The sequence below is a fragment of the Solidesulfovibrio sp. C21 genome (genome assembly GCF_047785625.1).
Taxonomy (GTDB): domain Bacteria; phylum Desulfobacterota; class Desulfovibrionia; order Desulfovibrionales; family Desulfovibrionaceae; genus Solidesulfovibrio.
In genome coordinates this window covers 112,568-137,037 of sequence record NZ_JBLODY010000004.1, presented here as the reverse complement: position 1 = coordinate 137,037, position 24,470 = coordinate 112,568, and the positions used below count along the sequence as shown (strand labels likewise).

The 24,470-nt window shown below is 67.0% G+C and carries 22 protein-coding genes; 7 read left to right on the top strand and 15 right to left on the bottom strand.

What is annotated here, in order from left to right:
• Positions 1-249: 249 nt before the first annotated feature.
• The 7 genes from ACMZ6R_RS02715 to ACMZ6R_RS02685 form a co-directional block, all read right to left on the bottom strand.
• The gene (locus ACMZ6R_RS02715) at positions 250-4,701 is read right to left on the bottom strand and encodes a DEAD/DEAH box helicase (RefSeq protein WP_416109310.1); all 4,452 of its coding nucleotides are present in this window, start codon (positions 4,699-4,701) and stop codon (positions 250-252) included.
• Positions 4,702-4,941: 240 nt separating this feature from the next.
• Positions 4,942-5,214: a hypothetical protein gene (locus ACMZ6R_RS02710; protein ID WP_416109308.1), complete on the bottom strand. Its 273-nt coding sequence runs from the start codon at positions 5,212-5,214 to the stop codon at positions 4,942-4,944.
• Positions 5,215-5,223: 9 nt separating this feature from the next.
• A complete protein-coding gene (locus ACMZ6R_RS02705; RefSeq protein ID WP_416109306.1) occupies positions 5,224-6,024 on the bottom strand; it encodes a class I SAM-dependent methyltransferase in 801 nt (266 codons plus the stop codon).
• 520 nt (positions 6,025-6,544) lie between these two features.
• A complete protein-coding gene (locus ACMZ6R_RS02700) occupies positions 6,545-7,687 on the bottom strand; it encodes an ABC transporter permease (RefSeq protein WP_416109315.1) in 1,143 nt (380 codons plus the stop codon).
• Entirely contained in the window at positions 7,687-8,607 is a 921-nt protein-coding gene (locus ACMZ6R_RS02695; RefSeq protein WP_416109304.1) for an ABC transporter ATP-binding protein, read from the bottom strand. Before ACMZ6R_RS02695 ends, ACMZ6R_RS02700 begins: the two co-directional genes overlap by 1 nt.
• Positions 8,604-9,560, bottom strand: a complete 957-nt coding sequence (locus tag ACMZ6R_RS02690) for an HlyD family secretion protein (protein ID WP_416109314.1) — start codon at positions 9,558-9,560, stop codon at positions 8,604-8,606. The genes ACMZ6R_RS02695 and ACMZ6R_RS02690 overlap by 4 nt, the downstream gene beginning before the upstream one ends.
• 133 nt (positions 9,561-9,693) lie before the next feature.
• Entirely contained in the window at positions 9,694-10,377 is a 684-nt protein-coding gene (locus ACMZ6R_RS02685) for a TetR/AcrR family transcriptional regulator (protein ID WP_416109302.1), read from the bottom strand.
• Positions 10,378-10,522: 145 nt separating this feature from the next.
• Here ACMZ6R_RS02685 and ACMZ6R_RS02680 point away from each other — a divergent pair, with 145 nt between their 5' ends.
• The 6 genes from ACMZ6R_RS02680 (at position 10,523) to ACMZ6R_RS02655 (ending at position 15,315) form a co-directional block, all read left to right on the top strand.
• Entirely contained in the window at positions 10,523-11,329 is an 807-nt protein-coding gene (locus ACMZ6R_RS02680) for an MlaE family ABC transporter permease (protein WP_416109300.1), read from the top strand.
• A gap of 58 nt (positions 11,330-11,387) precedes the next feature.
• Positions 11,388-11,837: an outer membrane lipid asymmetry maintenance protein MlaD gene (mlaD, locus tag ACMZ6R_RS02675; protein ID WP_416109298.1), complete on the top strand. Its 450-nt coding sequence runs from the start codon at positions 11,388-11,390 to the stop codon at positions 11,835-11,837.
• Positions 11,838-11,892: 55 nt separating this feature from the next.
• A complete protein-coding gene (locus ACMZ6R_RS02670) occupies positions 11,893-12,483 on the top strand; it encodes an ABC transporter substrate-binding protein (protein WP_416109296.1) in 591 nt (196 codons plus the stop codon).
• Between the two features lie 89 nt (positions 12,484-12,572).
• On the top strand, positions 12,573-13,445 hold the full coding sequence (locus ACMZ6R_RS02665) for a VacJ family lipoprotein (RefSeq protein WP_416109295.1): 873 nt from the start codon (positions 12,573-12,575) through the stop codon (positions 13,443-13,445).
• Between the two features lie 28 nt (positions 13,446-13,473).
• Positions 13,474-14,328: an AraC family transcriptional regulator gene (locus tag ACMZ6R_RS02660; protein WP_416109293.1), complete on the top strand. Its 855-nt coding sequence runs from the start codon at positions 13,474-13,476 to the stop codon at positions 14,326-14,328.
• Positions 14,329-14,361: 33 nt separating this feature from the next.
• Entirely contained in the window at positions 14,362-15,315 is a 954-nt protein-coding gene (locus tag ACMZ6R_RS02655) for a DMT family transporter (RefSeq protein WP_416109292.1), read from the top strand.
• A gap of 117 nt (positions 15,316-15,432) precedes the next feature.
• Here the strand turns inward: ACMZ6R_RS02655 and ACMZ6R_RS02650 are convergent, their stop codons facing one another.
• From ACMZ6R_RS02650 to ACMZ6R_RS02620, 7 genes are all read right to left on the bottom strand, one after another.
• A complete protein-coding gene (locus tag ACMZ6R_RS02650; protein ID WP_416109290.1) occupies positions 15,433-16,044 on the bottom strand; it encodes an SPOR domain-containing protein in 612 nt (203 codons plus the stop codon).
• Positions 16,045-16,335: 291 nt separating this feature from the next.
• Positions 16,336-16,716 (bottom strand): Hpt domain-containing protein, encoded by a 381-nt coding sequence (locus ACMZ6R_RS02645; RefSeq protein WP_416109289.1) that lies wholly within the window; start codon positions 16,714-16,716, stop codon positions 16,336-16,338.
• A 58-nt stretch (positions 16,717-16,774) separates the two neighbouring features.
• A complete protein-coding gene (locus tag ACMZ6R_RS02640) occupies positions 16,775-17,515 on the bottom strand; it encodes a L,D-transpeptidase (RefSeq protein ID WP_416109287.1) in 741 nt (246 codons plus the stop codon).
• Positions 17,516-17,603: 88 nt separating this feature from the next.
• Positions 17,604-18,509: a nitroreductase family protein gene (locus ACMZ6R_RS02635; RefSeq protein ID WP_416109285.1), complete on the bottom strand. Its 906-nt coding sequence runs from the start codon at positions 18,507-18,509 to the stop codon at positions 17,604-17,606.
• A 43-nt stretch (positions 18,510-18,552) separates the two neighbouring features.
• Positions 18,553-19,239: a C40 family peptidase gene (locus ACMZ6R_RS02630; protein ID WP_416109283.1), complete on the bottom strand. Its 687-nt coding sequence runs from the start codon at positions 19,237-19,239 to the stop codon at positions 18,553-18,555.
• Positions 19,240-19,339: 100 nt separating this feature from the next.
• On the bottom strand, positions 19,340-20,707 hold the full coding sequence (locus ACMZ6R_RS02625) for a sensor histidine kinase (protein ID WP_416109281.1): 1,368 nt from the start codon (positions 20,705-20,707) through the stop codon (positions 19,340-19,342).
• Positions 20,708-20,842: 135 nt separating this feature from the next.
• Entirely contained in the window at positions 20,843-21,625 is a 783-nt protein-coding gene (locus tag ACMZ6R_RS02620; RefSeq protein ID WP_416109279.1) for a DsbA family protein, read from the bottom strand.
• A gap of 210 nt (positions 21,626-21,835) precedes the next feature.
• Between ACMZ6R_RS02620 and ACMZ6R_RS02615 the strand changes: the two genes are divergently transcribed.
• The gene (locus ACMZ6R_RS02615; RefSeq protein ID WP_416109277.1) at positions 21,836-22,447 is read left to right on the top strand and encodes a rhodanese-like domain-containing protein; all 612 of its coding nucleotides are present in this window, start codon (positions 21,836-21,838) and stop codon (positions 22,445-22,447) included.
• Here ACMZ6R_RS02615 and ACMZ6R_RS02610 read toward each other — a convergent pair.
• Complete coding sequence (locus ACMZ6R_RS02610; protein WP_416109275.1) at positions 22,429-24,399, bottom strand: glycosyltransferase; 1,971 nt, start codon at positions 24,397-24,399, stop codon at positions 22,429-22,431. The two genes, ACMZ6R_RS02615 and ACMZ6R_RS02610, sit on opposite strands and share 19 nt — an antisense overlap.
• Positions 24,400-24,470 lie beyond the last annotated feature (71 nt).

Genomic DNA, 24,470 nt, shown 5'->3' with positions numbered 1-24,470 from the left:
CGCATGGCGGCGTTTTTCAAATGGCGGGAATCCGAAAACTACCGAATCGGTACTTGGCGCTTCGGGCGCGAATAGGAAACGGGCGGTTAGACTGCGTCAGCCGGCTTGACTTCGGGCCACATAGGAAGACTTCCAATGGTAAGGATAGGGCGCAATATCCTGTCAATATCGTTATAAACTTTAGGAAGGGGAGAGCGCGAGAGGGGAGAACCCTTTTTAAAGGGTTTCCCCTCTCGCCCCCTCTTCCTTTTACCTCTTCCTAAATAGTGTAACTCCCTTGCGTTCCTGGACGGCTTCGAACAGCTGTCGCAGCAGCGCGGCGTAGGGACTTTTTTCGGCGGGCGTTTTGTTGATGGTCGTCAGGGTGAGACGCGGCACGGGGGCAACGCGGCGCGAGAGAAGGTGCGTCAGGGGCGCGAGGGCTGCCGGGAGCGCGGCGTCTTCGGGCGAAAGTTTTATAGTGAGCCTGCCGGGACCGGTTTCGAGGGTCAGGACGGGGTCCGGGCCGATGAAGGCGACATACGCGCCGGCGGCCCGGCGCGGCAGGGGCAATTTCCCGCTTTGCGGCGTCGGCAGCCCCCACAAGGCGGCAGGATCGCGGCCGCAGCACCACCATTCCTCGCTTCCCGGGAGTCCGGCGGCAACAAGACGCACGGCCCGGGAGGCGGCGAACTGCGGCCCGGAGAGGCCGGCGAAAAATTCTCCGGAAACGACCTCGCCGGAAAGCTCCATACGCCGCAGCGCCCGAAATACCCCCGGCCAGGCAAAGGCTTTGCCCTCCCTGGCGATGGTCTCCCGGCAGACCACGCCGTAGCGCGCCAAAAGAAGCCGGGCCCGGTCCATGGCCAGTTCCTCGCGGGCCAGCGGATCGTCCGGCGGTTCGGGAACGCGCAACGCCCGCCACATGCCGGCAGTGGGCAGCGAGGCGGCAAACCGGGCCGGCGCGGTGCGGCGGATGGTGCGCCGGCCGCGTATGGCCCCTTCGTAGGTCGCGGCCTCGGGGGTGAAATCCGTGGCCACGCCCCGACGCAGCACGGCCAGGGAGTCGCAGGACGCCCGGCCGTCAAAGGCCGCCTGCCACAATGCCTTGGCCAGCTCCGACGGCGGCAGGCCGGTAATTTCCAGCAAGGCGGAAAAATCGTAGCCGGCCCGGGGATCGGGAAAGAGCCTTTCCGTCCCCTTGGGCGGCGTGAATCCGGCCAGATCCAGGTCGTCCGGCAAGGCGAAAAGCACCCGCTTGGCCCCGGCCCCATACCAGCCCATGCCCGTCGCGCCAAGGGCCGCATCGAGCCAGGCCGGATCGTAGCTTATGCTTCGCGCCGGCAGCACGTCGGCTTCCCACAGCGCGGCGGGGAGCGGCAGGCAGGCCAGCTGTTCCAGGCGATCGGCCAGATCGTCGGCATCCCGGGCCGGCTTGGCCAAGCCCTGCCAGACGGCGGCGAAATACGGCAGCCGGTCGGCCGCAAGCGCCACTACCCGGGGACGCCGGGCCGCCCGGGCCAGCCGCAGCAGGGTCTCGAAATTGGCCGCGTCGCACCAGCGCGATTCCGGGCGGCCGGAAACGAGTTCCCCGGACACCCACTTGCCGGCGGCGGTCAAATCCTCGGCCACCCCAGCCACCATATCCGGTCCGAGGGAAAGCAGTTCCGCCAGGCGGGCAAGGGGCATGGGGCCGTAAAAGGACATCCACTCCGTGAAAAGCGTTTCCCGTACGGCGGCGATCTCCTCCCCGGCAAGGGCGATCCGGCGCGGCAGCTTCCCCTTTTCCGAAAACGGCCTGGCCAAGGCGGCGTCGCCGTAGAGCGCCAGGGCGATCTCCCCGGCCCGTTCCAAGGCGGCCAGACGCGGTTCCGCATCCCCCGCCGCGTCGATGCGAGCCAGTTTCGGGGCGAGCGCCGCCTCCAGCGTGTCCGGTTCCTCGCCACCGTCGCGGTGGCTGGCGTCGAGCATCTCCCGCCACTGTCCGGGCGTCACCAGCACCCGCTCCTTGAGCCATTCGAGCAGTTCGGCCGGCGTGGTCGGGGCGTATCCCGGGAAAAGCCGCTGCCGTTTGGTCTCGAAAGCCGTCACCACCGCTTCGGGCACGGCCGGCCGGCCCGGCCCCCGGGCCACCTCGGCCACCAGGTCGGGCCGGGCTCCGGTCGGGCCGGCGGCGGTGCCGGCGTCGGTCAGGTACATGTATTCGGTGACGTGGCGCCAGACGAGGTCGGCGGCAAAGGGGCTCTGGACGCGGGTGCGCACGATGCTGACGGCCACGTCCCCGGCCCGCAGGGCGGCCAGAAAGCCGGCCAAGCCCTCAATGTCGAATATCTCGCCAAGACAGGTGCGCCAGGCTTCGAGCACCATGGGGAAATCGCCGCTTTGGGCCACAGCGGCGAGCAGCTTGCGGGCCCGAAGCCGCGTGATCCAAAGGGGCTGGCGCTTGCCGAAGCCGTCCTTGGGCAAAAGAAGCGCCCGGCCGGCCGCTTCCCGAAAAGCCAGACCGAACGCGCCCGAACCTTCGAGGCGCGAACGCAGCATGGGGGCGACATCCCCGGCCGGCAGCGCGGCGAGCACGGCCTGCGGATCGATCTCCCGGGGCAGGGTCACGGCCACGCAGTCGTTGCCGGCAAAAACCGGGGCCGTCTCGCCCAGCCGTTCGGCCAGCCCCGTTTCCAGAACAAGGGACAGCGGCGCGGTGACGGCAAGCCCGAGGGGCGCATGCAGGATCACCTGGCTGCCGGGCGCGCCGCCGGGACCGGTGGCCGTGACCTCGACCACCAGATGCCGGGCATGGGGCAGACCGACGCCGGTGGCCTCTTTCTGGCCGCGCAGGTAATCGACGAGTTCCCCGGCCGCCTGGGGCTCCATGGCATACTCGGTTGCAAGCTCCCGGCGGAAATCGGGATCGCCGAGCCGGGTGTCGGCCTCCTCCAGAAAATCGGCCAAGAGCTTCGAGAAATGGCGGTCGCGCGAACGGCCGTCGCCAATCCAAAACGGGGCCGGCACGGTCCCGGTCGGCGCCGGCGACACAAAGACGTCGGCGTCGGTGATGCGCTCGATGCGCCAGTTCTGCGCGCCAAAGGCGAAAATCTGGCCAAGTCGCGCCTCCCAGACGAACACCTCGTCCAGTTCGCCAAGCCTGGCCCCGCTCTCCTGGCGGCGCAGGGCATAATAGCCCCGGTCGGCGATGACCCCGCCCGAGGCATAGAGCCGCAACAGCGCCCCCTTGCGGGCGGAGACCGTACCGTCCAGGCCATCCACGGCCACAAGCGGGGCCAGCTCGCGGATGCGCGTGGCGGCATAGCGCCCGGCCAGCATGCCGAGCGTCAGATCGAAGGCCGTGCGGGACAGGTCGCGGTAGGCCCATACGCGGCGCACGGCCTGATAAAGCGCGGCAACCTCCCAGGTTTCCACGCCGCACATGGCCACAAGGGTCTGGGCCAACACATCGAGGGGGGCCAGGACCGGACGCAGGGGCTCGATGTCGCGGGCATTGGCCACCCGGGCCATGACCGCCGCCTCGAGCAGGTCCTTGCCGCCGGTCGGCAGGAAAACGGCCTTGCTCACCTCGCCCACGCGGTGGCCCGAGCGGCCGATGCGCTGCACTGCGGAACTCACCGTGGGCGGGCACTCGACCAGCAGCACCGCGTCCACGGCCCCGATGTCGATGCCGAGCTCCAGGGAATTGGTGGCCACCACGGCCCGCAGCTCGCCGGCCTTGAGCCGCGTTTCCACGGCCTGGCGCAGTTCCCGGGAAAGGGACCCGTGATGGGCGTAAGCCAGCGGCTCGTCGGCTTCGGCGTTTATGAGCCGGGCCAGCTTTTCGCACAATCTTCGGTTGTTGACGAAAACCAGCGTCGTGCCGGCGGAAAGGATGCGCGCGCGAATGTCGCCGGCCAGGGCCTTGACGTAACCGCCTTGCGTCTCGCCGGCCGGCCAGGGGATGCGGCGCACGCGAAGCGACATCCGTTTCTCGGCCCGACTGGTCACGATGGAAACCGGACGCGGGACAAGCTGCGGGTCGTCGGGGGCGGCCATATCGGGCAGATCGGGCAGATCGGCCGGATCGGGCGCAGGGGCAAATCCCCCGACCATGGCCGCCACCGTCTCCAGGGGCGAGACCGTGGCCGAAAGGGCCACGCGCTGAAACTCGCCGGCAAGCAGCGCCAGCCGCTCCACGGCGGCCAGCAGGAACACGCCGCGCTTGCTGCCGGCCACGGCATGGATCTCGTCGAGAATGACCAGCCGCACGTCGCCGAGCATGCCCCGGCCGCCCCGGGAACTGAGCAGCAGGTTCAAGGATTCCGGCGTGGTGATGAGGATCTCCGGCGGCTGGCGCAGCATGCGGCGTCTGGCCTCGGGCGCGGTGTCGCCGGTGCGGACCTCGGCCCGGATGGGGGGCATGGTCCGGCCGGCGGCCACGAAGGCCCGGCGCAGCCCGGCCAGGGGCACGAGCAGATTGGCCCGCACATCCGTGCCAAGGGCCTTGAGCGGCGAAACGTAGACCACCGAGACCCGGCCGGACGGCCAGATGCCCGTGGCCAGCTTGTCCAGGGCGCACAAAAAGGCGGTCAGGGTCTTGCCCGAACCGGTCGGGGCCACGGCCAGCACATGTTCGCCGGCGGCGATGCGCGGCCAGGCGCGTTCCTGGATGTCCGTGGGCGCGCCGACATGCGCCCTGAACCAGTCCGCGACAAGGGGATCGAACGGAATGCCCATGGCCGGCAGGATATGCCGGAGGGCGGGCAGGAAGCAAAAGGCTTTCCAGCCCGCGTTAAAAATTATTTTACTGTATTATTTCGATATGCTACTCAACTTACGCACAGAAAAGGAACACGCAGGGAACAAGTGCAGCCCCAAAAGGAACACGAAAGCGACAATCCGACCAGAAAAGGAACACGGAAGGAACAGACCGCGCACAAACCCACGCCCGTAACGAACACGATACGAACACGTTCCCTACACGTCCTCGCCAAAGGCCCGGCGCACCCGCACCTCCACGCCCCGGCCGGAAAGATAGGCGGCGTACGCCTCGGCCGAAGCCGCAGCGGCAAAAGCCCGCACCACCAGTTGGGCCCGGTTGGTTTCGTCCCAGACCCAGACGTATTCGTCCGGCACGATGGCCAGCAGCAACAGCTCCTGACGCAGCCGCACCCGGGCCACCTCGCGCGCCCCAAAATCGTCGGGATCGTACGCCCCGCCGAGCGCCAGCACCCACCACCCATCAGCCATCCGCAGCCCTCACTTCACGCCGATGCGCATGGTATAGCCCCAATGAAACGGCACCTCGCCAAGCGCCGCCGCTTCCCGGCGCAACACGTCCAGCCCGAACGCGGACTCCTCCGCCCCATGGGCCAAAAGCGTCGCCACGCCGCCCATGGACAAGGCCAACTCCACCAGCCGCGCCCCGCTGCCCGGCTCCACATGATGCGCCAAGACCTCCCGCGTGTAGCGAAACTGGCCCGACGCGGCCATGCGCCCCAGATGCCCCGCCTTGTCCCAGCGCTTGACCGGCGTCAGTTGCAGCTTGTCCTCCAGGGCCCGATGCCGACGCCGCAGCGACAGAAACGCCGCCTCGGCCGGGCCTCCGAAGGACGGCGTCATGTCCGCGTCAATGGCCGCGAACACCCCGCCCGGCCGCAATATCCGGGCCGCCTCGGCAAAGGTCGGATGCGGGTCCATCCAATGCAGACTCTGGCTGCACGTCACGATATCCGCGCATCCGGACATAAGCCCCGTGTCATCACCATACCCCTTGCGAAACGAAACGATCTCCCCGCCCGGAACCCTGGCCGTAACCTCCTCCGCCCGCTGCCGCATATCGTCCCCCGGCTCGATGCCCATCACACGCCCGGCCAGCCCGATCCACATCCGCGTCGCCAGCCCGGTGCCGCTGCCAAGATCCACCACCAACTCCGGCCGCTCCACCCCCGCATACCGGCACAGCAATCGCGCCAGGACCACCGGCGGCGCGGGACGACTTGCCTCGTACACCGTCGCCAGCCCCTCGAATCGATCCGCATTGGATTGCAAATTTGTCATAATAGTTTCCTCCAGAAACTATTATATCGCGTCCATTTCGACTTCTCAACCGGGGCTCTGCCCCGGACCCCGCCGGGAGGCCACGGGCCCCCCGGGCCCCCCTTCCGGCTTTGGCTGGGCGGGACTTTGGCGGAGAAACGGTCAGGCGGTTGGGGGAAGATGGAGGCGGAACTTGTCGGGACGCTGCCGCCGCTTCGCGGCAGGCTCGTCCCAAGCAAATTCCGCCTCCACCACGCCGGTCGCCCCAAGGGGGCGACATTCGGAGAACATCTTTTCTTAAATGCGGCGCTTCGCCGCTGGCGCGATTGTTGCCGCAATCGCGTCCGGCGTCGAGGGGCGAAAGCCCCTCGTGCCGCCGGGCCGATTGCGGCAACAAGATCAACCCAACCAACACCGCCCCCCTCCCCCTCCATCCATCAGCCCAACCCGGTAAAAGGGGGTCCGGGGGACATCAAGTCCCCCGGCGGAGGGGTGCAGGGGAGGCAGAGCCTCCCCTGCCCGCCCTGCTTCCCCTGCCCGCCTAATCCAGCGTCTGCCGGTAACGCACGACGCCGATGCCGAGGGAGACGAGCAGAAACAGGCCGATAGGCCACATATGGGGCGCGATTTCGATCCAGGTGTTGCCCTTGAGCACGATGCCGCGCACGACGCGCAGAAAATGGGTCAGCGGCAGGACCGAGCCGATCCACTGGGCCCATTGGGGCATGCCCTGAAAGGGAAACATGAAGCCCGAGAGCAGGATGGAGGGCAGAAAGAAGAAAAAGGACATCTGCACGGCCTGGAGCTGGTTTTGGGCAATGGTGGAAAAGGTGATGCCGACGCCGAGGTTGGCGGCGATGAAGGGAAAGGAGACGAGGAAGAGCAGCGGCAGGCTGCCGACGAAGGGGACGTGGAAGAGGAGTTTGGCGGCGATGATGATGAGTATCATCTGAAGATAGCCGACAACGATGTAAGGCAGGATTTTGCCGAGCAGCACCTCCACGGGCCGCACGGGGGTGATGAGCAGGTTTTCCATGGTGCCGCGCTCGCGTTCGCGGGTGATGGCAAGCGAGGTGATGATGACCAGCGTCATGGTGAGGACCACGCCCATGAGTCCGGGCACGATATTGAACTGGGTGATGGCTTCGGGGTTGTAGCGGGCGTGCATCCGCAGGTCGACGAGGCCATCGCCGGTGCGAAGCGGCAGCAGCGGCCCGGTGAGGTCGCGGTTGAAGGCCTCTGATGCGGCCTGGCGCACGGCGGCGACGGCATTGGAGGTGGCCGAGGGGTCGGTGGCGTCGGCTTCGAGGAGCACCACCGGCCGGTCGCCGCGCACGAGGTCGCGGCCGAAGTTCTGGGGAATGGTCAGCACGAACTGGATGCGGCCCAGGCGCAGCAGCTCGTCGGCCTCGGCCTCTGTCATGAGTTCCTTGGTGAACTTGAAGTAGAGGCTGTTTTTCATGGCTGCGGCCATGTCGCGGGAAAAGGCGGACCGGTCATTGTCCAGGATGGCCGTGGGCAGGTATTTCGGGTCGGAGTTGATGGCGTAGCCGAAGAGGATGAGCTGGAGCAGCGGGATGCCGACCATCATGCCGAAGGTGACGCGGTCGCGACGCATCTGGGTGAATTCCTTGGCCACCATGGCCGCGAACCGCTTGGGGGAAAAGCTGAACAAGCGCGCCATCACGATACCGCCTTGCGCATGAGGCTGATGAAGACCTCTTCGAGGTTGGGGGGAATCTTTTGCAGGGTAAGGGGCGGGTTGGCGTAGGGAGCGAGGCTTTTTTCCAGGGCCGGGCCGTCCCGGCCGCTGACGTGGAGCGTCACCCCGAAGGCCACCACCTGCTCCACGCCGGGAAGCTCCCGCAGCTTGTCGATGAGGCCGTAGAGTTCCGGCCCGGCAATCTCGTAGGTGGTAAGCCCCTCGGACGCCACGATGGCGGCCACGGTCCCGGTGGCGAGCAGATGGCCGTAGGCGATGTAGGCCAGCCGGTGGCAGCGCTCGGCCTCATCCATATAATGGGTGGAAATAAGCGCCGTGATGCCTTCGCCGGCCAGCTTGTGCACCTCGTCCCAGAAGTCGCGCCGGGCCATGGGGTCCACGCCGGCCGTGGGTTCGTCGAGCAGCAGCAGCTTCGGTTCGTGGATCATGCAGCCGGACAGGGCCAGGCGCTGTTTCCAGCCGCCGGAAAGCGTGCCGGCGAGCTGGTTGGCGAAGCGGCCGAGGTTCATGCGGCCAATGGTGGCATCGACGGCCTGCCGGCGATTGGCCACCCCGTACATGCGGGCGATAAATTCCAGGTTTTCCCGCACGGTCATGTCCTCGTAGAGGGAAAACCGCTGGGACATGTAGCCCACGTGGGGTTTAATGAGTTCGGCCTGTTCCCGGACATCGAACCCGAGACAGGTGCCGCTGCCGTCGTCCGGGCGCAACAGCCCGCAGAGCATGCGGATAAAGGTGGTCTTGCCCGAGCCGTTGGGTCCGAGAAAGCCGTAGATCTCGCCGCGCGACACCCGCATGTCGATATGGTCGACCACGGTCTTGTGGCCGAAGATCTTGGTCAGCCCGGTCACGTCGATGACCGGTGGCGACGAGGCGTTCATGCGCCGCCCCCGGCCTTTTCGGCCGGCGCGGCCGGCTCCAGGGACACGTCCATGGGCTGGCCGGGGTGCATGCGCGCGGCCACGTCCGGGGCGAAACGCGCCTCGATCATGATGACGAGCTTTTCCCGAAAGTCCTGGCTGTAGATGACCGGCGGCGTATATTCCACGCTCGGGGCGATATAGGAAATGGCGGCGGTAACGGGCGCCTTGCCGCCGTCCCAGGAAACACGGATCTTTTGGCCGACGGCCAACGCGCCGGCCACGGCCTCGGGCACGAAAAAGCGCACCTTGACGTTTCCCGGCGGCAAAAGGACCACAACCGGGCTGCCGGCCGCCACCCATTCGCCCGGGTAATGCAGCACGTCGTAGACAAGCCCGGCCACGCCGGCCTGCTGGGTCATCTGGTCCAGGTTCCACTGGGCCTGTTCCACGGAGGCCTTGGCCGCGTCCGCGGCGGCCTGGGCGGCCCGGACCTGGTCGACGCGGCTGGGAAGCTTGCCCGTGGCCAGCTGGGCCTCCAGGGCTTTGACCTGCTGCTTGTCGCGGTCGTGGGAGGCCCGGGCGTTGTCGAGCTCCTCCTTGGCGATGGTGGCGTCGGCGTAGAGCTTGACCCGGCGATTGAATTCCAGGCTCGACAAGGTCCGGGCGGCCTCGGCCCGGCGCAGGTCGGCCACGATCTGGTCGATCTCCTCCGGACGCAGCCCCTTTTCCTTGTCGTGCAGCGTATCCTCGGCCTGGCGCAACTGTGCCCGGGCCAGGGCCAGCCCCTCGGTCTCATAGGAGTGCTCCAGCACGTAGAGCGACTGTCCGGGCGTAACGGTCTGGCCCCGGGCCACGCGCAAATCGTCCAGCCGGCCGGCGATCTTGCCGGCCACGTACACGAACTCGCCTTCGACATAGCCCTGCCAGACGGCGGTTTTTTTGGCCTCGCACCCGGCCAGGAGAAAAAGCATGGCGGCCACCAGCGCCGCCTGGGGAAAGAGCTTCCTGAAGAAAGGCTCTCCCCCCCGGCCCCCTTTCCAAAGACGTTTCCCATGGGAAAAGGAAGGGAGACGTGCGGCGTCCGCACGCATCATATGCCACGTCCTAACCATGCGCATCGCCTTCCTCCCTGACCGCGACTCCGGGCGGGTTGCATTCCGCGCCGTCCGGCCGCAGCCCCCTGCCGATCAGATCGCCCAAAAACGCGGCCGCCTCGGCCAGCGGCGCATCGATGCGCGCGTCCAAATCCCGGGCCGCTTCCGCAAAGCGCAGGCGTAACGGTTCGGACAGGCTGTAGACCACCAGCGTGCCGACCAGGGCCAGGTGGACAAAGGCGGGATTGGCCGGACGCATGACGCCGGCCGCCTGGCCCCGGCGCAGGATATCGCGGGTCGCGCCGAAGATGCGGCGGAATTCGGCCAGGGCCGCCTGAGGCATATTGCGCGCGCCCGAAGCCATTTCCATGGCCATGATACGCGGCAGCATGGGCAGGCGGGCGAAAAGCCCGGCCAGGGCCCCGGCCAGGGCGGAAAGCGCGGCCACCGGGTCCGGCCCGGCCTTGGCCGCCTGCTCCAGGGTCCCGGCCACCTGGCCGAAGAGATGCAGCAACACGGCCTCGTAGAGCTTTTCCTTGGTGCCGACGTGGTAATACAGCGCCGCCTTGTTGACCCCGGCCAGCCGGGCGATGGCGTCCACCTTGGCCCCGGAAAAGCCGACACGGCCGAACTCCTCGGCTGCCGCCTCCAGGATGCGGTCCAGGACCGGCGCGGTTTCTTCAGTATTGACCATTTTGTTCAACCTCTTTATTTAACTATTTGGTTAAAACATATGGTCAACCCCGTCAAGCCCGCCTGATCGCTTCCCATTCGAGTTAAAGAAGTGTAACCGACACACGCGGTCGGCCCGTGAACGTCAAGGGCCAGGCCAGGAAACCATGACCGATGCGCTGATCATACTTTTTTCCCCCATCACCTGGCTTGGCCGGACGGTGCTTTCCATCCTGTCCGAACTGGGCGGTTTTTTCATTTTCCTGTGCCAGGGATTGTGGCGCATCTTCGTGCCGGCGCCCTCGGTGACGAAGATCGTGCAGCAGGTCTATTTCATCGGGGTCAAATCGATCTTCGTCATCGTGCTCATCGGGCTTTTCACGGGCATGGTGCTGGGGCTGCAAGGCTATTACACCCTGGTCAAGTTCGGCTCGGAGGGGCTTCTCGGCGCGGCCGTGGCCCTGTCCATCATCCGGGAACTGGGGCCGGTGTTGACGGCCATCATGCTCACGGGCCGGGCCGGATCGTCCATGGCGGCCGAAATCGGCATCATGCGCATTTCCGAGCAGATCGACGCGCTGAGCACCATGGGGATCAACCCCATGCGGTTTCTCATCGCCCCGAGGCTTGCCGCATCGCTGATCTGCTTTCCGCTTTTGACGGCCATATTCGACGTGGTCGGCATCGGTGGAGGCTACCTGACGGGTGTGGTGCTTCTGGGCATCAATCCCGGCGTCTATTTCGACCGCATCGACGCGGCGGTGGAGCTTGCCGACGTGACCGGCGGCTTCGAGAAATCCCTTGTCTTCGCCTTGCTCGTGGCGGCCGTCTGCTGCTACGAAGGCTACTTCACCCACACCCGGCGGGAGGGCTTCGGCGCCAAGGGGGTCAGCCTCGCCACGACATCGGCCGTGGTCGTGTCCTGCGTTACCGTTTTGGTGGCGGACTACGTGCTGACATCGTTTTTACTGTGAAGGACGCGGAGCCAAGCGTGTTGCATCTTCGACGGGTTCGCCGTAAAAGGCCACTGGCATGAAAAAATACACGATGGAAACCACGGTCGGGGTTTTCGTTCTGGCCGGGCTTTTGTGCGTGGCCTACCTGACCATCAAGCTCGGCAAGCTCGAAGTCATCAGCGGCGACAGCTATACGGTGACGGCCCGGTTCAAGGACGTGACCGGGCTTAAAAACGGCGCCTACGTGGAAATGGCCGGGGTCCGCATCGGCCGGGTGACCGGCATCAGGCTCGACCCCAAGGACAACATGGCCATGGTCAGCCTGGATATCCAGAAAGGCGTTCGCTTAACCGACGATACCATCGCCTCCATCAAGACCAGCGGGCTTATCGGCGACAAGTTCGTCAAGGTCTCGCCGGGCGGTTCGGACGATATCCTGAAGCCCGGGGGCCTTATCGTCGAAACCGAGCCCTCGATCGATCTCGGCGACCTCATCGGCAAATACGTGTTCGGGGGCGTGAAATAGCCGGCCCTGCCGACTGTCCCAACCCTCTAGCCCAAAAAAAGAGTGGACTGGCCGTATGCATCGCATCCTGCTTCGTTTTTTTCTAGCCCTGCTGCTCGTGGCCGCAACCATCGTCCCGGCGGCGGCAGCTTCGGCTTCGGAAACGCTTTCCGCCTCCGTGGACCGCATCATCGACCTGCTGGTCGATCCGGCTTACAAGAATCCCCAGACCAAGCCGGCCATGCGGGCCAAGCTCATCACCACCATCGACGGCATCTTCGACATGAAGGAGCTGTCCCGCCGGGCGCTCGGCGCCCAGTGGAACAAGTTCACGCCCGAGCAACAAGGCCGGTTCGTGACCGCGTTCGGCAATCTGCTGCAACACACCTACCTTGACAAAATCGAGAGCTACACCGATGAAAAGGTGCAGTATCTCAAAGAGCAGGAGCTGGGGCCGGGCAAAGCCGAGATCGCCACCAAGGTGGTCGGCAAGGGCAAGGAAATCCCCATCACCTATAGGCTCATCGACCATAGCGGTTGGAAGGTCTACGATGTGATCATCGAGGGAGTCAGCCTCGTGCAGAACTATCGCACACAGTTCGGCCAGATACTCGCCAACGAGACTCCGGACGTGCTGATCGCGAAAATATCGGCGAAGATGTCCTGACGCCGGGAAACCAGTACGTCCAGGAAGACAGCACAGGGAATACGATCGGTCGGCAGCACGGCCGCCAAGACCATTCCCGGAGAGGTTCCATGAACGCCATGCCGCGACGTCTCGTCATATTTCCCCTGCTTGCCGCCATGCTTTTGGCGGGAGTCGATTGCTTCGCCGGTCCCCGCACAGGGGCCCCGGCCAAAGACGCCACGCCCGCGGTGTCCAAGGTCGCCAAGCCGTTTATTCCATCCGCCACGGCGGACGCGACGGTCCAACCGGCCCAATCCACGTCGAAAGCGACGCCCCCGGCCGACGACGATTACGATGCCGCTCCGGCCCCCGTCGCCGACCCGCTCTACCGCTGGAACAAGTTCTGGTTCGGCTTCAACAACCTCTTTTACAGCGGCCTGATGCGCCCGTTCGCCAGGGGCTACGCCTACGTCGTGCCCAAGCCCCTGCGCCAGGGGCTGACCAATGCCTACCAGAACTTCATCTTCCCCCTCCGATTTGTAAACGCCCTGTTGCAGCTCAACTTCACCCAGGCGTCCCGGGAATTCGGCCGGTTCATGATCAACTCCACCCTCGGCATCGGCGGCCTGATGGACGTGGCCAAGGCCGATCCGAACCTCCAGCCCGGCAACGAGGATTTCGGCCAGACCCTCGGCCATTACGGCATGGGCGACGGCTTTTACATCGTGTGGCCGCTGCTTGGCCCGTCGAGCCTGCGCGACAGCATAGGCCTCGCCGGCGATGCCGCCGCCAATCCGCTCACCTGGATCTTCGGCCCCTGGTCCATCCACGGCGATTACAACCCCTGGTACTGGTCCTACATCATCAAGGCCGGTGACGTGTTCAACAACATGCCCGGCACGCTTGAGGCCTACGACAGCGTGGTGGGGCCGGCCGTCGATCCCTACAGCGCCATAAAGGACGCCTACATCCAGTACCGCCGCAACGCCGTCAGCAAGTAGACCGCACGCGGCGCGGTCCGGCGGCACCATGAACGGCCGATGCGACACGCCATCCCGATCGAAAGTCACAGCCCGCCCGCTCCCTCTGGGAACGGGCGGGCTGGCGCTTTGGGCCAGCTACCGTGACCAGCGCTTCTCCCGCCACGCCCACGAAGGCTACGCCCTGGGCGTGATCGAGGCCGGAGGGCTGGCCTTCCGCTACCGGGGCAGTCGGCTGGTGGCCCCGGCCGGCAGCGTCAATCTGGTCCAGCCGGGCGTGCCCCATGACGGGGAACCCGCCCTGCCCGGCGGCTGGCGCTACCGCATGCTCTATATCCCTGTCGGGCTCCTGGCCATGGTCCAAGCCCAAGGCGCGCCGCCGCCCTATTTCCGTCAGGGCGTGATCGAAGACCCGGAGCTGGCCGGCCTGGTCGCCGCCACCCACAAGCTGCTCCTCGACGCCGCAACCGATACCCTGGCCCAACAAACGCACCTTTTGTCGCTTCTCGCCTCCTGGGTCCGCCGCCATGCCACAGAAGGGACGGCCGCACCCGGGCCCGGTCCCGAACCGCGTGCCGTGCGTCTGGCCCTGGAAGTGATCGCCGACCGCTTCGCCGACCCCGTCGCTTTGGCCGATCTGGCCGCCGCAACCGGCCTTTCTCCCTGGCACCTGGCCCGCGTGGTGGCCCGGTCCACAGGCCTGCCGCCCCACGCCCACCTGCTCGCCCGGCGGCTGCGCGCCGCCAAGGACGCCCTGGCCGGCCCGGGCCGGCTGGCCGACATCGCCGCCGCCGCCGGATTTGCCGACCAGAGCCACCTGACCCGGGCTTTCGCGGCCCGTTTCGGCATGACGCCCGGGGCCTACCGCAAGATTGTTCAAAACAGCGATTCCACCGAGGGTTAGCCTGCTTCCCGCAGCAACGCGGGAGGTTTTTTCATGCACGCGCGCACACTCGCCGTGACCGCCCTGGTCGCGGCCATGATCCTGGTCGGTTCGTCCGTCGCCGTGGGCCGCATCCTGGCGGCCACGCTGCCCATCCATTTCGCTTCCATGGTCCGGTTCGCCCTGGCGTCCCTGGTGCTCGTTCCCCTGACCATGGCCGTGGAGGGCCGTTTCCCACGCATCGCCCCACGGACCCTGGCCATCCTGGCGGCCCAGTCCCTTTGCGGATCGTTTCTTTTTACGGTCTGCCTGCTTAAGGGGTTGCGCCTGACCGGAGCGGCCGACGCCGGCGTGGTGGCGGCAACGACGCCGGCCATGGTGGCGCTTCTGGGCTGGCTGCTCTTCCGCGAGCGGCCGGGCCGGCGCGCTCTGGCCGGCATCGTGCTCACGGTCGCCGGCGTGGCCGCCGTAAACGCCGCCCCGGCAAACGCCCATGGGGCATCCTCGGCCCTTATCGGCAACGGGCTCGTGGGGCTGGCCGTGGTCTTCGAGGCCGCCTTTTTGCTGCTGCGCCGGGCCGTCGACGAACCGCTTTCCCCCCTGGCCGCCGCCATGTGGGTGTCGCTGCTGGGCTTTTTCCTGTTTCTCATCCCGGGGCTCTGGCAGGTGGGAGAGATTGCGGCCGGGTCCATGACGCCTTGGGCCGTGGCCGAACTGGCCTACTACGGCCTCGGCGTGACGGCGGCGGCATACATGCTGTGGTTTTACGGCGTGGTGCGGGTGGAGGCGGCCACGGCCGGCGTGGTCACGGGTGTCATGCCCGTGGCCGCCCTGGCTTTCGCCGCCTGGCTGTGCGGCGAAGGGATCGGCGTGCGCCAACTCGTCGGTTGCGCCGGGGTCCTTGCCGGCATCGCCATTTTGTCCGGCATAGGCCGGAAAAGGAGACCGGGGGGAAACCTTTCTTGCAGAAAGGTTCTCCCCCCGGGCCCCCTTCCCAAAGATTTTTAATAGGATAATTGGCCTATTACGGACAAATTCACCCTATTATAAAGTTTAGGAAGGGGAGAGCGCGAGAGGGGAGAACCCTTTGCAAAAGGGTTTCCCCTCTCGCATGTTCATTCTCCTCTATTCCTTATTCTTGGGAGGCGGCGGCACGTAGCCGTCGGGCAGCGGCGGAGCCGGCTCCACCACCGGGGGCGCGTACTGCACCTGGGGCTTGGACGTGACGGCGGGAGCCGGTTTTGCGGCGACTGGGGCAGGCTGCGCGGCTGTGGCGGACGCCGGTTTCGCCGCCGGGACGGCGGCCGGAGGCGCGGCGACATGGCCGGGGGTCGCGGGAGCCTTTTGCCCGGCCGGGGCGGCGTCGGCGGGGCGCTCCGCAGTCAGACGCGGCTCGGTCACGCCCAGGGAAAAGAGTTCCCCTTCCAGGGCCGCCCTGGTCCCCTCCTTGGTGGCGAAGACCTTGTAATATGTCTTCTTGTTGAGCTTTCCCTGGTCGATGCGCACGGCATAGCCCCGGCCCTGGAGCGTGGCCATAAGTTGGTTGGCCGTCTGGGCATGGGCGAACGCCCCCACCTGAAAGGTGAAAAGCGCGCCATGGAACGTGCCTTGGGCCGCCGGGACCGGTTTGACCGGGGGCGTGGCCGGGGCCGGCGTGGAGACGGGTCTGACCGGAGCCGGCTGAGCCGGAGTGAAAAGCTTGGGCGCGGCGGGTTCCTCAGCCGGGCCATGGGGCACGGCGGGAGCCGGCGCGTTTCCCGGGGGGGCGGGCGCCTCGGCAGGCGGCGGCGCAATCGGCCGCAGTGCGGGCGCGGCGCTCGGCGGCGGAGGTGGGGGCGGAGGCGGCGGTGTTCCCGGCCCACGGGACCACCCCGTATCGTTCGGTGACGGGGGTGCCGGATGCCCCAGGATTTCCTTTTCAAACGACTTGTCCGTGGCGCACCCGGACAGACAAAGGGCCAGTGCGGCCGCAGCCAACAACAAACGCCGCATGGGCGACTCCTTTCGTAATATTGCGGACCGGTTTTGTTAACGCGGTTCCATGCCGACCAGACGGCAAAGCGTTTCCCGGGCCGTGCGCAACGCATCCATGGCAGCGTCGAGGGCCTGCTGATCGCGGGCCTCGGCCGCGTATTCCACCGTAGCGGCGGCGCGGCTCAAGCCCTCGGCGCCAATGGTGGCGGCAGCGCTTTTGATGGTATGGGCATGCAGCCCGATTTGCTTGAAATCCCCGGCCTGCCAGGCAACATCGATCAGGGTGCGGCGCTCGGAAACCTCGCGCCAGATGTGTTCGAACACGCGGCCAAAGCCGGCCCGGTCGACGCCCATGTGACGCCTCGCCCGTTCGGGATCGAAGGCGGACAGGGCATCCTCGGGCAGCGACGCGCCGCAAGGATACATCGCTTTCATGCGTCTCCTCCCCCGCGCCCCCGGGAATGCCCCGTGTATGGCAGGCAGCCGGGCCTTTTTACTGCAAAAAAACCACTTCCGTGCCTACGTCGAGGAGCTTGGCCATTTCCTTGCCCTCGTCGTTACGCATGCGGATGCAGCCGCTGGTGACGGGGCGGCCGATGGAGCCGGGATTGTTGTTGCCGTGAATGCGAAATCCCATGCCGTGGGACAAAAAAACCTTGAAGGTCCCCATGGGGTTTTCCCTGACCCCGGGCGGCACCACCGTGGGCAGCGTCTTGCCCTTTTTGCGGGCCCGTTCCTTCATGGCCAGCGTCGGCCGCCACCAGGGCTCGAAGCTGATCCCGGTCACCACTCCCCAGCCCTGCGGCGCTTCCATGTCCCGGCCCGGCACGGCGACGGTATAGACCCGGTCCAGCCGCCGGGAACCGTCGGGCAGGTTTTCATACAGGTACAACCTTCGCTGGGATAGACGCACCTCGATGGAGTACCGGTTACTGCTGGCGGCAAAATCCGCCATGCGCGCATCGGACGCCAGGCCTGGCCGGCTTCCCGCCGGTTTCCCCAGGTTGCTGATGAAAAGGTCCAGCCCGCCGCCGTCGGCCACCGGCGCATAGGCCGGTCCGGATGCGCCCGGAGGCACCGCCGCCTCGGGCGTGGCCTCGGTCGCGGCAGGCATGTTTCCCGGCAACGACGCGACCTGCTTGAAAATTTTTCCTTCCTCGGCCGCGACAAATCGCGGCGAAGCCATCGCCAGTCCCAACACCAAGGCCAGGACGAAAGAGAACCTGCCCCGCATCGCTTCCCCTCCCCGAAGACGTCGGCATCCCCGGCCCCCGCCGGACACGCCCCCCGGACGTCTCGGAATGGACTGCCCCGCCGACCTCTCAGGCGGTGTGGTAGCGCACGACCGGCCGACGCCGAAACGTGTGCCGCAAAAATGCTACATCCGGCCACCCGAGCGCCACCACGGCATGCACGGCTTCCCGGGCCGGCAACCCCGCCGCCGCCCGGACCCGCTTGTCGTGGCGGATGGCCTCGACGGCATAGCCGATCAGGCAGGAGCCAAGGCCCATGGCATGCCCGGCAAGCAGCATGTTCTGGGCGGCCAGCAACGCATCCTCGGCCGGACAACTCGCCCCCGGCGCCGAACCGATGACGATGGCCGCCGTGGCCCCGTGAAAGAGCAGATCCGTCTGGTCCCGGTCCCACTTGGCCAACGCGGCGGCTACAGAAGAATAATGCTCCCGAAAGTAGTTTTCAAGCTCCGGCCGGCCAAACAGCGCATAACCTTTGCGCACGATCGGGTTCGCGGCAAGCCTGTTTATGCGCCGGAAAAAACCGGCCACGGCCTCGGCCAGGCGCAGTACAGCCGCCCGCGAAGTCAGCACCGTAAAGGTCCAGGCCTGGGAGTTGGTGCCCGACGGGGCGGTCACGGCCGCGCGCACGAGGTCCTCGAGCATGGGCCCGGGGACGGGATCGGGCTTGTAGCGGCGGCAGGAACGCCTGGATCGCAACAGATCCACCAGCTCGGCCGGGGAGAAATCCCCGGGCGCGATCACCTTGCCGGGAGCTTCGATGGTGGCGAAGGCCGCCGTCCAGTTTTCCCCGGCGGAAACGGTCACGGCCTCGGCCGGACACACGGCCGCGCAATGCCCGCAGCCGATGCAGCCGTCGGCAACGACAGAGGCTTTTTCTCCGTCGAAGCCCAGGACGCCGGACGGGCACAGCCGGGCGCAGACACCGCAGCCCAGGCAGGCCTCGGCATCGATGCGGGGAACGCTTTTTTCCATGAAAACCCCCGTCAGCCGCTTTTTCGCGCGGCGACACGCCGCATTATCTGGCCGGCCCTTTGGCCTCGGCCATTTCGACCCGGGCCAGACGCCTTGCCCCCACGAACCAGCGCTCATAGTCGGTTCCGGCCAGCCGGTCCACCCCGACGCCGCCCCGGCGGGGACTCGAGTGCAGCATGCGCCCGCCGCCGAGATAGATGCCCACGTGGCTTATGCTTCTGTCCGGGGCGAAAAAAAGCAGGTCCCCGGCCTCAAGCTCGGTTGGGGCGACGGGGGTGCCGCGCTCGGCCTGCAACCGGCTCTGGCGCGGCAGATCGCAGCCGAAACCGGCGAAAACGGCCTTGGTCAGCCCCGAACAGTCGATGCCGGCCGGGGTGTCGCCGCCAAGCCGGTACGGCGCGCCGAGATACGGCTGGGCCAGGTGCATGATGCGCTCGCCGCGTTCGGACAGCGGACCGAGGTCCACCGGCAGCCCGGCGGCAAGCCGTGGCGGCGCGGGCCCGCCGATGGCGTCTTTATCCTGCAGCGCCCGCATCAAGGTCTCGTGGTCGGCCTTGCCCGTATAAAGCAGCTTGTAATGCGCATTGCGCTTGACCGGGCTCGTATGCAGCATGCCGCAGTCGTCCTCGTAGCCATAGACGGCCCGCCCCTTGTCCGGACCGGCCCAGACGACCGGCGAGGCGGCCGCGACGACCGCCACGGTGAGGGCGCACGGCAAAAGCCACTTCACGGTAATCCCGCAAAAGGCTTTCCCGAAAATGCACCGGATACCGACTTCAATTTCCCGCTTTCTCATAAAAATCAGCGCCGGGGTTCGCGACGAGTCCCCTTCAGGCCGGACCGTCATTGGTCCCCCCGTACGTGATGCGGCGCACGTCGCCGATGCGGGTCGTCTTCACGCATTCCCGGCGAAAGGCGCACAGTTCCTGGCCGCAGCGGTCATACACGCCCCAGGCGAAACACGGGGCGAATCCCTCTTTTTCCTGGATGGCCCGCACGGCGTCGATGGTCGTAAGTCCCGTGACGTCGAGCCCGAGTTCCCGGGCCTTGGTCTTGATCTCGCGCACATCGAGGCCCATGGGCCCGCAAAAGGCTTCCCGGCCAAGCCCGGCCTCAGGGGTGTCGAAAAGGCGCATGGCGACGGTCGTGCCCCCGCCTTCGGCCGGACGCACGTCGATTTCGCCGTTATGCTCCGACACGGCCCGCCGGGCCAGGGTCAGACCGATGCCCGCGCCCCGGGCCTTGGTGGTGAAAAACGGGTCGAATACGAAGGGGAGCAGATCGCGGCGCACGCCCGGGCCGTCGTCGGTCACGGCCAACAGGACGCTGTCGTCGCGCCGCGCCAGGGTGATGGTCACGCGCACGGTGTCACGCCCGGAAAATTCCAGGGCGTTGAGCAGAATTTCATGCAGCGCCTGGCCGAGCATGCTGCCGTCGGCCACGATCTCGACGTCCTCCAGGGACAGGGCGCATTCGAGGCGCTTGTGCAGGGACTCGGCCGCCTGCTCGGCCCTTGCCGAGGCCTCCTCGACCAGCCCGCCCAGGGGCAGGGCCGTCAGGCGCGGATGGGGCAGCGAGGACAGCCGCACCACCGCCGCCACCAGCTCCTCGAGCCGTCTGGCCTCCTGAAAAATGATGTCCGGGGATTCCGTCGGCAGGTGCCGCTCCTTGTGCTCGCGCAAAAGCTTCAGGGCGAAGCCGCCGATGGCCGCGGCCGGATTGCGGATCTGGTGGGCCACCGACAGGGCCAGATTGTTGAGGCTCTCGATCATGTCGTATTGCAGGCGGTTTTTCTCCCGCAATATGGCCGTCTCACGCTCCCGGCTGCGGTAGAGCGCCGTGACGTCGTCGAGCAGAAAGGTCACGCCGGCCCGCTTGCCCCCGTTTTCCGCGCAGGAGGCGGTCATGGAAAAGCGGCGCGGCTGGCCGTCCGGGCACTGGTAATCCGTCAGGCAATGGCGAAAGGCCCGGCCCTTTTCCACGGCATCGCCGACATTGCGATTGAACTGTTCGTTGGCGGTTTCCGGGCGGATGAGCGTGCGCCAGCTTTTGCCTTCCAGGCTTTCCGCCGGTATGCCGAGCAGCACCCCCGCCGAGGGGCTGGCCACCATCACGTCCCCTTTCGGGTCGATGACGATAAGGCCCACGGGCAAGGATTTAATGACGTTTTGGACGAGTATCTGTCTGACGCTTGGCATGGCACGACCTGGCCCAAAGGCCTTTGGGATATCTCTCCATAGGCCGGGCGGGCCCGGATGACAAGCCCGCCCGGGGAGGAGGTCCCTTCCTGCCCGCCGGCGAATTCCGCCCGCGTCAGGGACGGTACGGCGGCGTCAGGGCTTTGGGGTCGCGGCCGCCTTGGGATTCTTGGCCACGGCCACGTATTCTTCAAGGATATCCAGCGGCACGGCTCCGCGCACCGCCGCGCCGTTGATCAGAAAGATGGGGGTGCCGGCAAAGCCGAAGCCCCGCGCTTCCTTCACGTCGGCCTTGATGCGCTCGGCAAGGTCCTTGCGGGTCAGGTCCTTGGCCAGCCGGTTCATGTCCACGCCGAGTTCCTTGGCCATAGCGGAGAGGGCCTCGTCGCCCTTCGTGGCCACGGCTTCCTGGTTGGCGAAGGCTTTGTCCATGAACGCCCAGGCTTTCTTGGGGTCCTGGAGGTTGATGGCCTCGAAGTAGAGCGCGGCCCGGGCGTCGTTTTTCCCGGTGGCGAAGTGCTTGAAGATGAGGCGCACATCCTCCGGGTGCTTTTTGAGCAAGGCCTTGACCGTGCCGTTGGCCTGGGCGCAGAAATGACACAGGAAATCGGAGTATTCGACGATGGTCACCGGGGCGTTCGCCGGTCCGAGGGCGGCGCGGCCGGGCTCCAGCGCGGGTTGCAGCGGTTTGGCCAGCTCGGCGGCGAAACGGGCACGCTCGAGATCGCGTTGCCGGGCCCTGGCCGTATTTTCGATCACTTCCAGCACGGCCGGCCCCTGGGCCTTGATGGCCTCCACGACGATCTCGGGGTGCTCCTTTAACACCTTGCGCACCCGGTCCACATCGTCATCGGCCCGTGCGGGCGCGGCCACGCAGGCAACCAGGGCGGCCGCAAGCAGCCAGTTCCATTTTCGCATGTGTCCTCCAATCAATAGGGCTTCAAAAGGCTATGGCAACTGTCGCCGTCAGATAGATCGTTTTGACGCGGCTGTCATCTCTTGCCCATCGACGCCGGGGGTGAGGCATGATAGGATTTCAACCATGGGATATTTGGTCATCATGGCGGTCATCATCATCGGCGTCGTCGCCTTTTGTCTGACCGGCGGCAAAGCGAACCCGGGGGGAACATGATTGCCCGAGACCTGCCGCCGGGGGCGGCGGGAAATTGCAAGCGTCTCTCCCGCCCGAAAGCCCGGGCCGGACAAAAACGGATCGTAGGCCGGGCCGCGCTGGCCACAGCGCTGGCCATACTTGCGGCCCTGCTCGTGATCGCCGCCTGTTCCCGGCCGCCGACCGATGACGCCGCGCGCAAGGCCCGCATCTACGAACTGTTCGCCCAATACAAAAAAGATTTCCCCACCGCGCCGGAAGTGTCGGCCGAGGAAGCCGTGTCGCTGTGGCGGCAGGGCAAGCTCCTGCCCATCGATGTGCGCGAGCCGGCCGAGCGGGCCGTATCCATCCTGCCCGGGGCCGTAACGCCCCAGGAGTACCTGGCCGATCCCGGCCGATTCGGCGACAAGCGGCCCGTGGCCTACTGCACCATAGGCTACCGCAGCGGCCAGTGGGCCGAGGCCAAGGCCAGGGAAGGACTGCCCGTGGCCAACATGGCCGCCGGCATCCTCGGCTGGCTGCACGCCGGCGGCATGCTGGTCGACGCCAGGGGCGAGCCGACCAAGACGGTCAACGTCTACGGCCGCACCTGGGATCTTGCGCCCAAGGGCTATATCGGCGTCTGGTGAGGCGGCCGGCCGTAGTAGCGCCGGTAGTGGCGCAGGCCCGTGGGATCGCCCAGTCCCAGGCGGCGGCCCAGGAGATAGCCGGCAAAAAGCGTGAGCACCCGGACCACGTTGGGGCCAAAGCCCCGACCGGCCCACCGCCTGGCCGAAACGGTCAGCCCGCCGCCGAGGTAGGCCGTCTCGCCGGCCTCGCGCAGCTTTAGCGCCAGTTCCACGTCCTCCATGAGCGCCATGTCTGGAAAGCCGCCCGCCCCGCCCAGGGCCGCGCGCCGGAAAAACTGCCCCTGATCGCCAAAGCTTATGCCCGTGACCCGGGCGCGCAGGGCGTTGAGGGCGGCAATGGCCCAAAGCCCGAAGCCGCCGCCGGAAAAATCCATGCCCACCGCCCCGCCGGAAAGGCGTAGGTCCCGGTTGAGGGCGAAAAGCACCCGCCCTGGCACATCCGGCCGACACACCGCGTCGGCGTGGACCACCAGCACGGCCTCGCCGGCACAGGCGGCCAGGGCGGCGGCGATCTGTCCCCCCCGACCGCCCGTTGCCGCGACCACCCGCACCCCATGGGCGGCGGCCACGGAGGCGGTGGCGTCGCTCGAACCGCCGTCGGCCACCACCACCCCGGCGAGGGTTCCCTCGGCAAGCCCCGGAGCCAGGGACGTGAGGCACGCCCCGAGCCGGTCGGCCTCGTTTCGGGCCGGAATCACCACCCAAAGCCGCGTAACCGGCGCGAAAGACCGGCCGGGGACCAGAAGCAGCGAACGCCCCCAGCCAAGGACCGTCAACGCGACAAACGGCAGCCAGACGGCCGCCATGGCCCAGGCCTCGCCGCCAAGTCCGCCGGCCCGCAGCCAGGAAGGCGCGGTCACCAGGCCCTGACCGGCCAAAAGCCACCAGTAGGCCCAGCCCGGCCGGGTCGGGAGCAAGGGCACCAGCGGCAGGAAGTACCAGGGATAGAGCGTGGGCAGGCAGGCGAGCCCGACGGTCAACCCGGCGATGGGGCCGCGCCGATCGTCCTGGACTGTCAGCCACAGTCCGGCCAGAAAAGCCGCGCCAACGGCCAGGGAAGCCCACGGCGCAAGGCCCCCGAAAAGCGGGCGCAGCCCGGCCGCAACCGGCCCCCCATGAGCGACATAGCCGGCAAAGGCGGCCAGAGAAGTGAAAAAATGCCCCTCGGCCGGGCCATACAGCCCGAACAGCGCCAGGGGCAGACAGGCCGTCCAGGCCTTGCCGGCGTTGGTCCGGTGCAAAAAGAAAGGCAGCAGGAGCACGGCCGGATATTTCACCATGGCCGCCGCACCGAGCAGGAAAAAGCCCGTCCGGTCCCGCCTGGACGCGAATGCGCCCACGGCCAGGGCCACGCCCAGGGCCGCGACCGCGTCGCAGTGCCCCTCCCCGGCCGCCATGGCCAGCGAGAGCGGATTGGCCAGGCACAAAAGCAAAAGCGCTGCCGGACGTCCCGTGCGCCACACCCAGACGGCCACGGCCAGGCACAACGCAAAGTCCGCCAGGGCGGCCGCCGCCTGAAACGCGCCCGGAGTCGGGGAAATCGCGGCCACCAGTCGGCAAAAGAGCTCGGCCAGAGGCGGATAGGCGGCAGAGAGTTCCGGGTGGTTGACTCGGTCAATCACCGGGCGCAGGGCTTCGGGCAAAAGCCGTAGCGTTCCCGAATCTCCCGGGGCCAGCAGATACGGATTGCCACCGGCGGCTTGCAACGCGCCTTCGACGATGTAGCGGTTGACGTCGGAGTCGGCCGGCCAGGCCCACACAAAGACCAGACGTAGCGCAACGCCCAGGGCAAGGAGCGCCATGACCGCCCTGCCCCGCCCGGGCCCCGGAAAGCGGACAACGGCCCAGGCCAACCCGCCAAAGGACGCCAGCCACCAGAAGACAAACCAGCCTCGCCCGGCTTCCAGCCGCCCGGCCAGCGCCAGCCCGGCCAGGGCGCAGAGCAAGAGCAAAAAGGGTGTCGCCGCCCTGAAACTCCACGGCCGGGGAAACCCGTTCCCTGACCCGCCCGGGGGGAAATCTG

Bases quoted from the DNA above. Each gene is read 5' to 3' on its own strand.
- ACMZ6R_RS02715 (WP_416109310.1), bottom strand. From the start codon at position 4,701: ATGGGCATTCCGTTCGATCCCCTTGTCGCGGACTGGTTCAGGGCGCAT.
- ACMZ6R_RS02710 (WP_416109308.1), bottom strand. From the start codon at position 5,214: ATGGCTGATGGGTGGTGGGTGCTGGCGCTCGGCGGGGCGTACGATCCC.
- ACMZ6R_RS02705 (WP_416109306.1), bottom strand. From the start codon at position 6,024: ATGACAAATTTGCAATCCAATGCGGATCGATTCGAGGGGCTGGCGACG.
- ACMZ6R_RS02700 (WP_416109315.1), bottom strand. From the start codon at position 7,687: ATGGCGCGCTTGTTCAGCTTTTCCCCCAAGCGGTTCGCGGCCATGGTG.
- ACMZ6R_RS02695 (WP_416109304.1), bottom strand. From the start codon at position 8,607: ATGAACGCCTCGTCGCCACCGGTCATCGACGTGACCGGGCTGACCAAG.
- ACMZ6R_RS02690 (WP_416109314.1), bottom strand. From the start codon at position 9,560: ATGCTTTTTCTCCTGGCCGGGTGCGAGGCCAAAAAAACCGCCGTCTGG.
- ACMZ6R_RS02685 (WP_416109302.1), bottom strand. From the start codon at position 10,377: ATGGTCAATACTGAAGAAACCGCGCCGGTCCTGGACCGCATCCTGGAG.
- ACMZ6R_RS02680 (WP_416109300.1), top strand. From the start codon at position 10,523: ATGACCGATGCGCTGATCATACTTTTTTCCCCCATCACCTGGCTTGGC.
- mlaD (WP_416109298.1), top strand. From the start codon at position 11,388: ATGAAAAAATACACGATGGAAACCACGGTCGGGGTTTTCGTTCTGGCC.
- ACMZ6R_RS02670 (WP_416109296.1), top strand. From the start codon at position 11,893: ATGCATCGCATCCTGCTTCGTTTTTTTCTAGCCCTGCTGCTCGTGGCC.
- ACMZ6R_RS02665 (WP_416109295.1), top strand. From the start codon at position 12,573: ATGAACGCCATGCCGCGACGTCTCGTCATATTTCCCCTGCTTGCCGCC.
- ACMZ6R_RS02660 (WP_416109293.1), top strand. From the start codon at position 13,474: ATGAACGGCCGATGCGACACGCCATCCCGATCGAAAGTCACAGCCCGC.
- ACMZ6R_RS02655 (WP_416109292.1), top strand. From the start codon at position 14,362: ATGCACGCGCGCACACTCGCCGTGACCGCCCTGGTCGCGGCCATGATC.
- ACMZ6R_RS02645 (WP_416109289.1), bottom strand. From the start codon at position 16,716: ATGAAAGCGATGTATCCTTGCGGCGCGTCGCTGCCCGAGGATGCCCTG.
- ACMZ6R_RS02640 (WP_416109287.1), bottom strand. From the start codon at position 17,515: ATGCGGGGCAGGTTCTCTTTCGTCCTGGCCTTGGTGTTGGGACTGGCG.
- ACMZ6R_RS02635 (WP_416109285.1), bottom strand. From the start codon at position 18,509: ATGGAAAAAAGCGTTCCCCGCATCGATGCCGAGGCCTGCCTGGGCTGC.
- ACMZ6R_RS02625 (WP_416109281.1), bottom strand. From the start codon at position 20,707: ATGCCAAGCGTCAGACAGATACTCGTCCAAAACGTCATTAAATCCTTG.
- ACMZ6R_RS02620 (WP_416109279.1), bottom strand. From the start codon at position 21,625: ATGCGAAAATGGAACTGGCTGCTTGCGGCCGCCCTGGTTGCCTGCGTG.
- ACMZ6R_RS02615 (WP_416109277.1), top strand. From the start codon at position 21,836: ATGATTGCCCGAGACCTGCCGCCGGGGGCGGCGGGAAATTGCAAGCGT.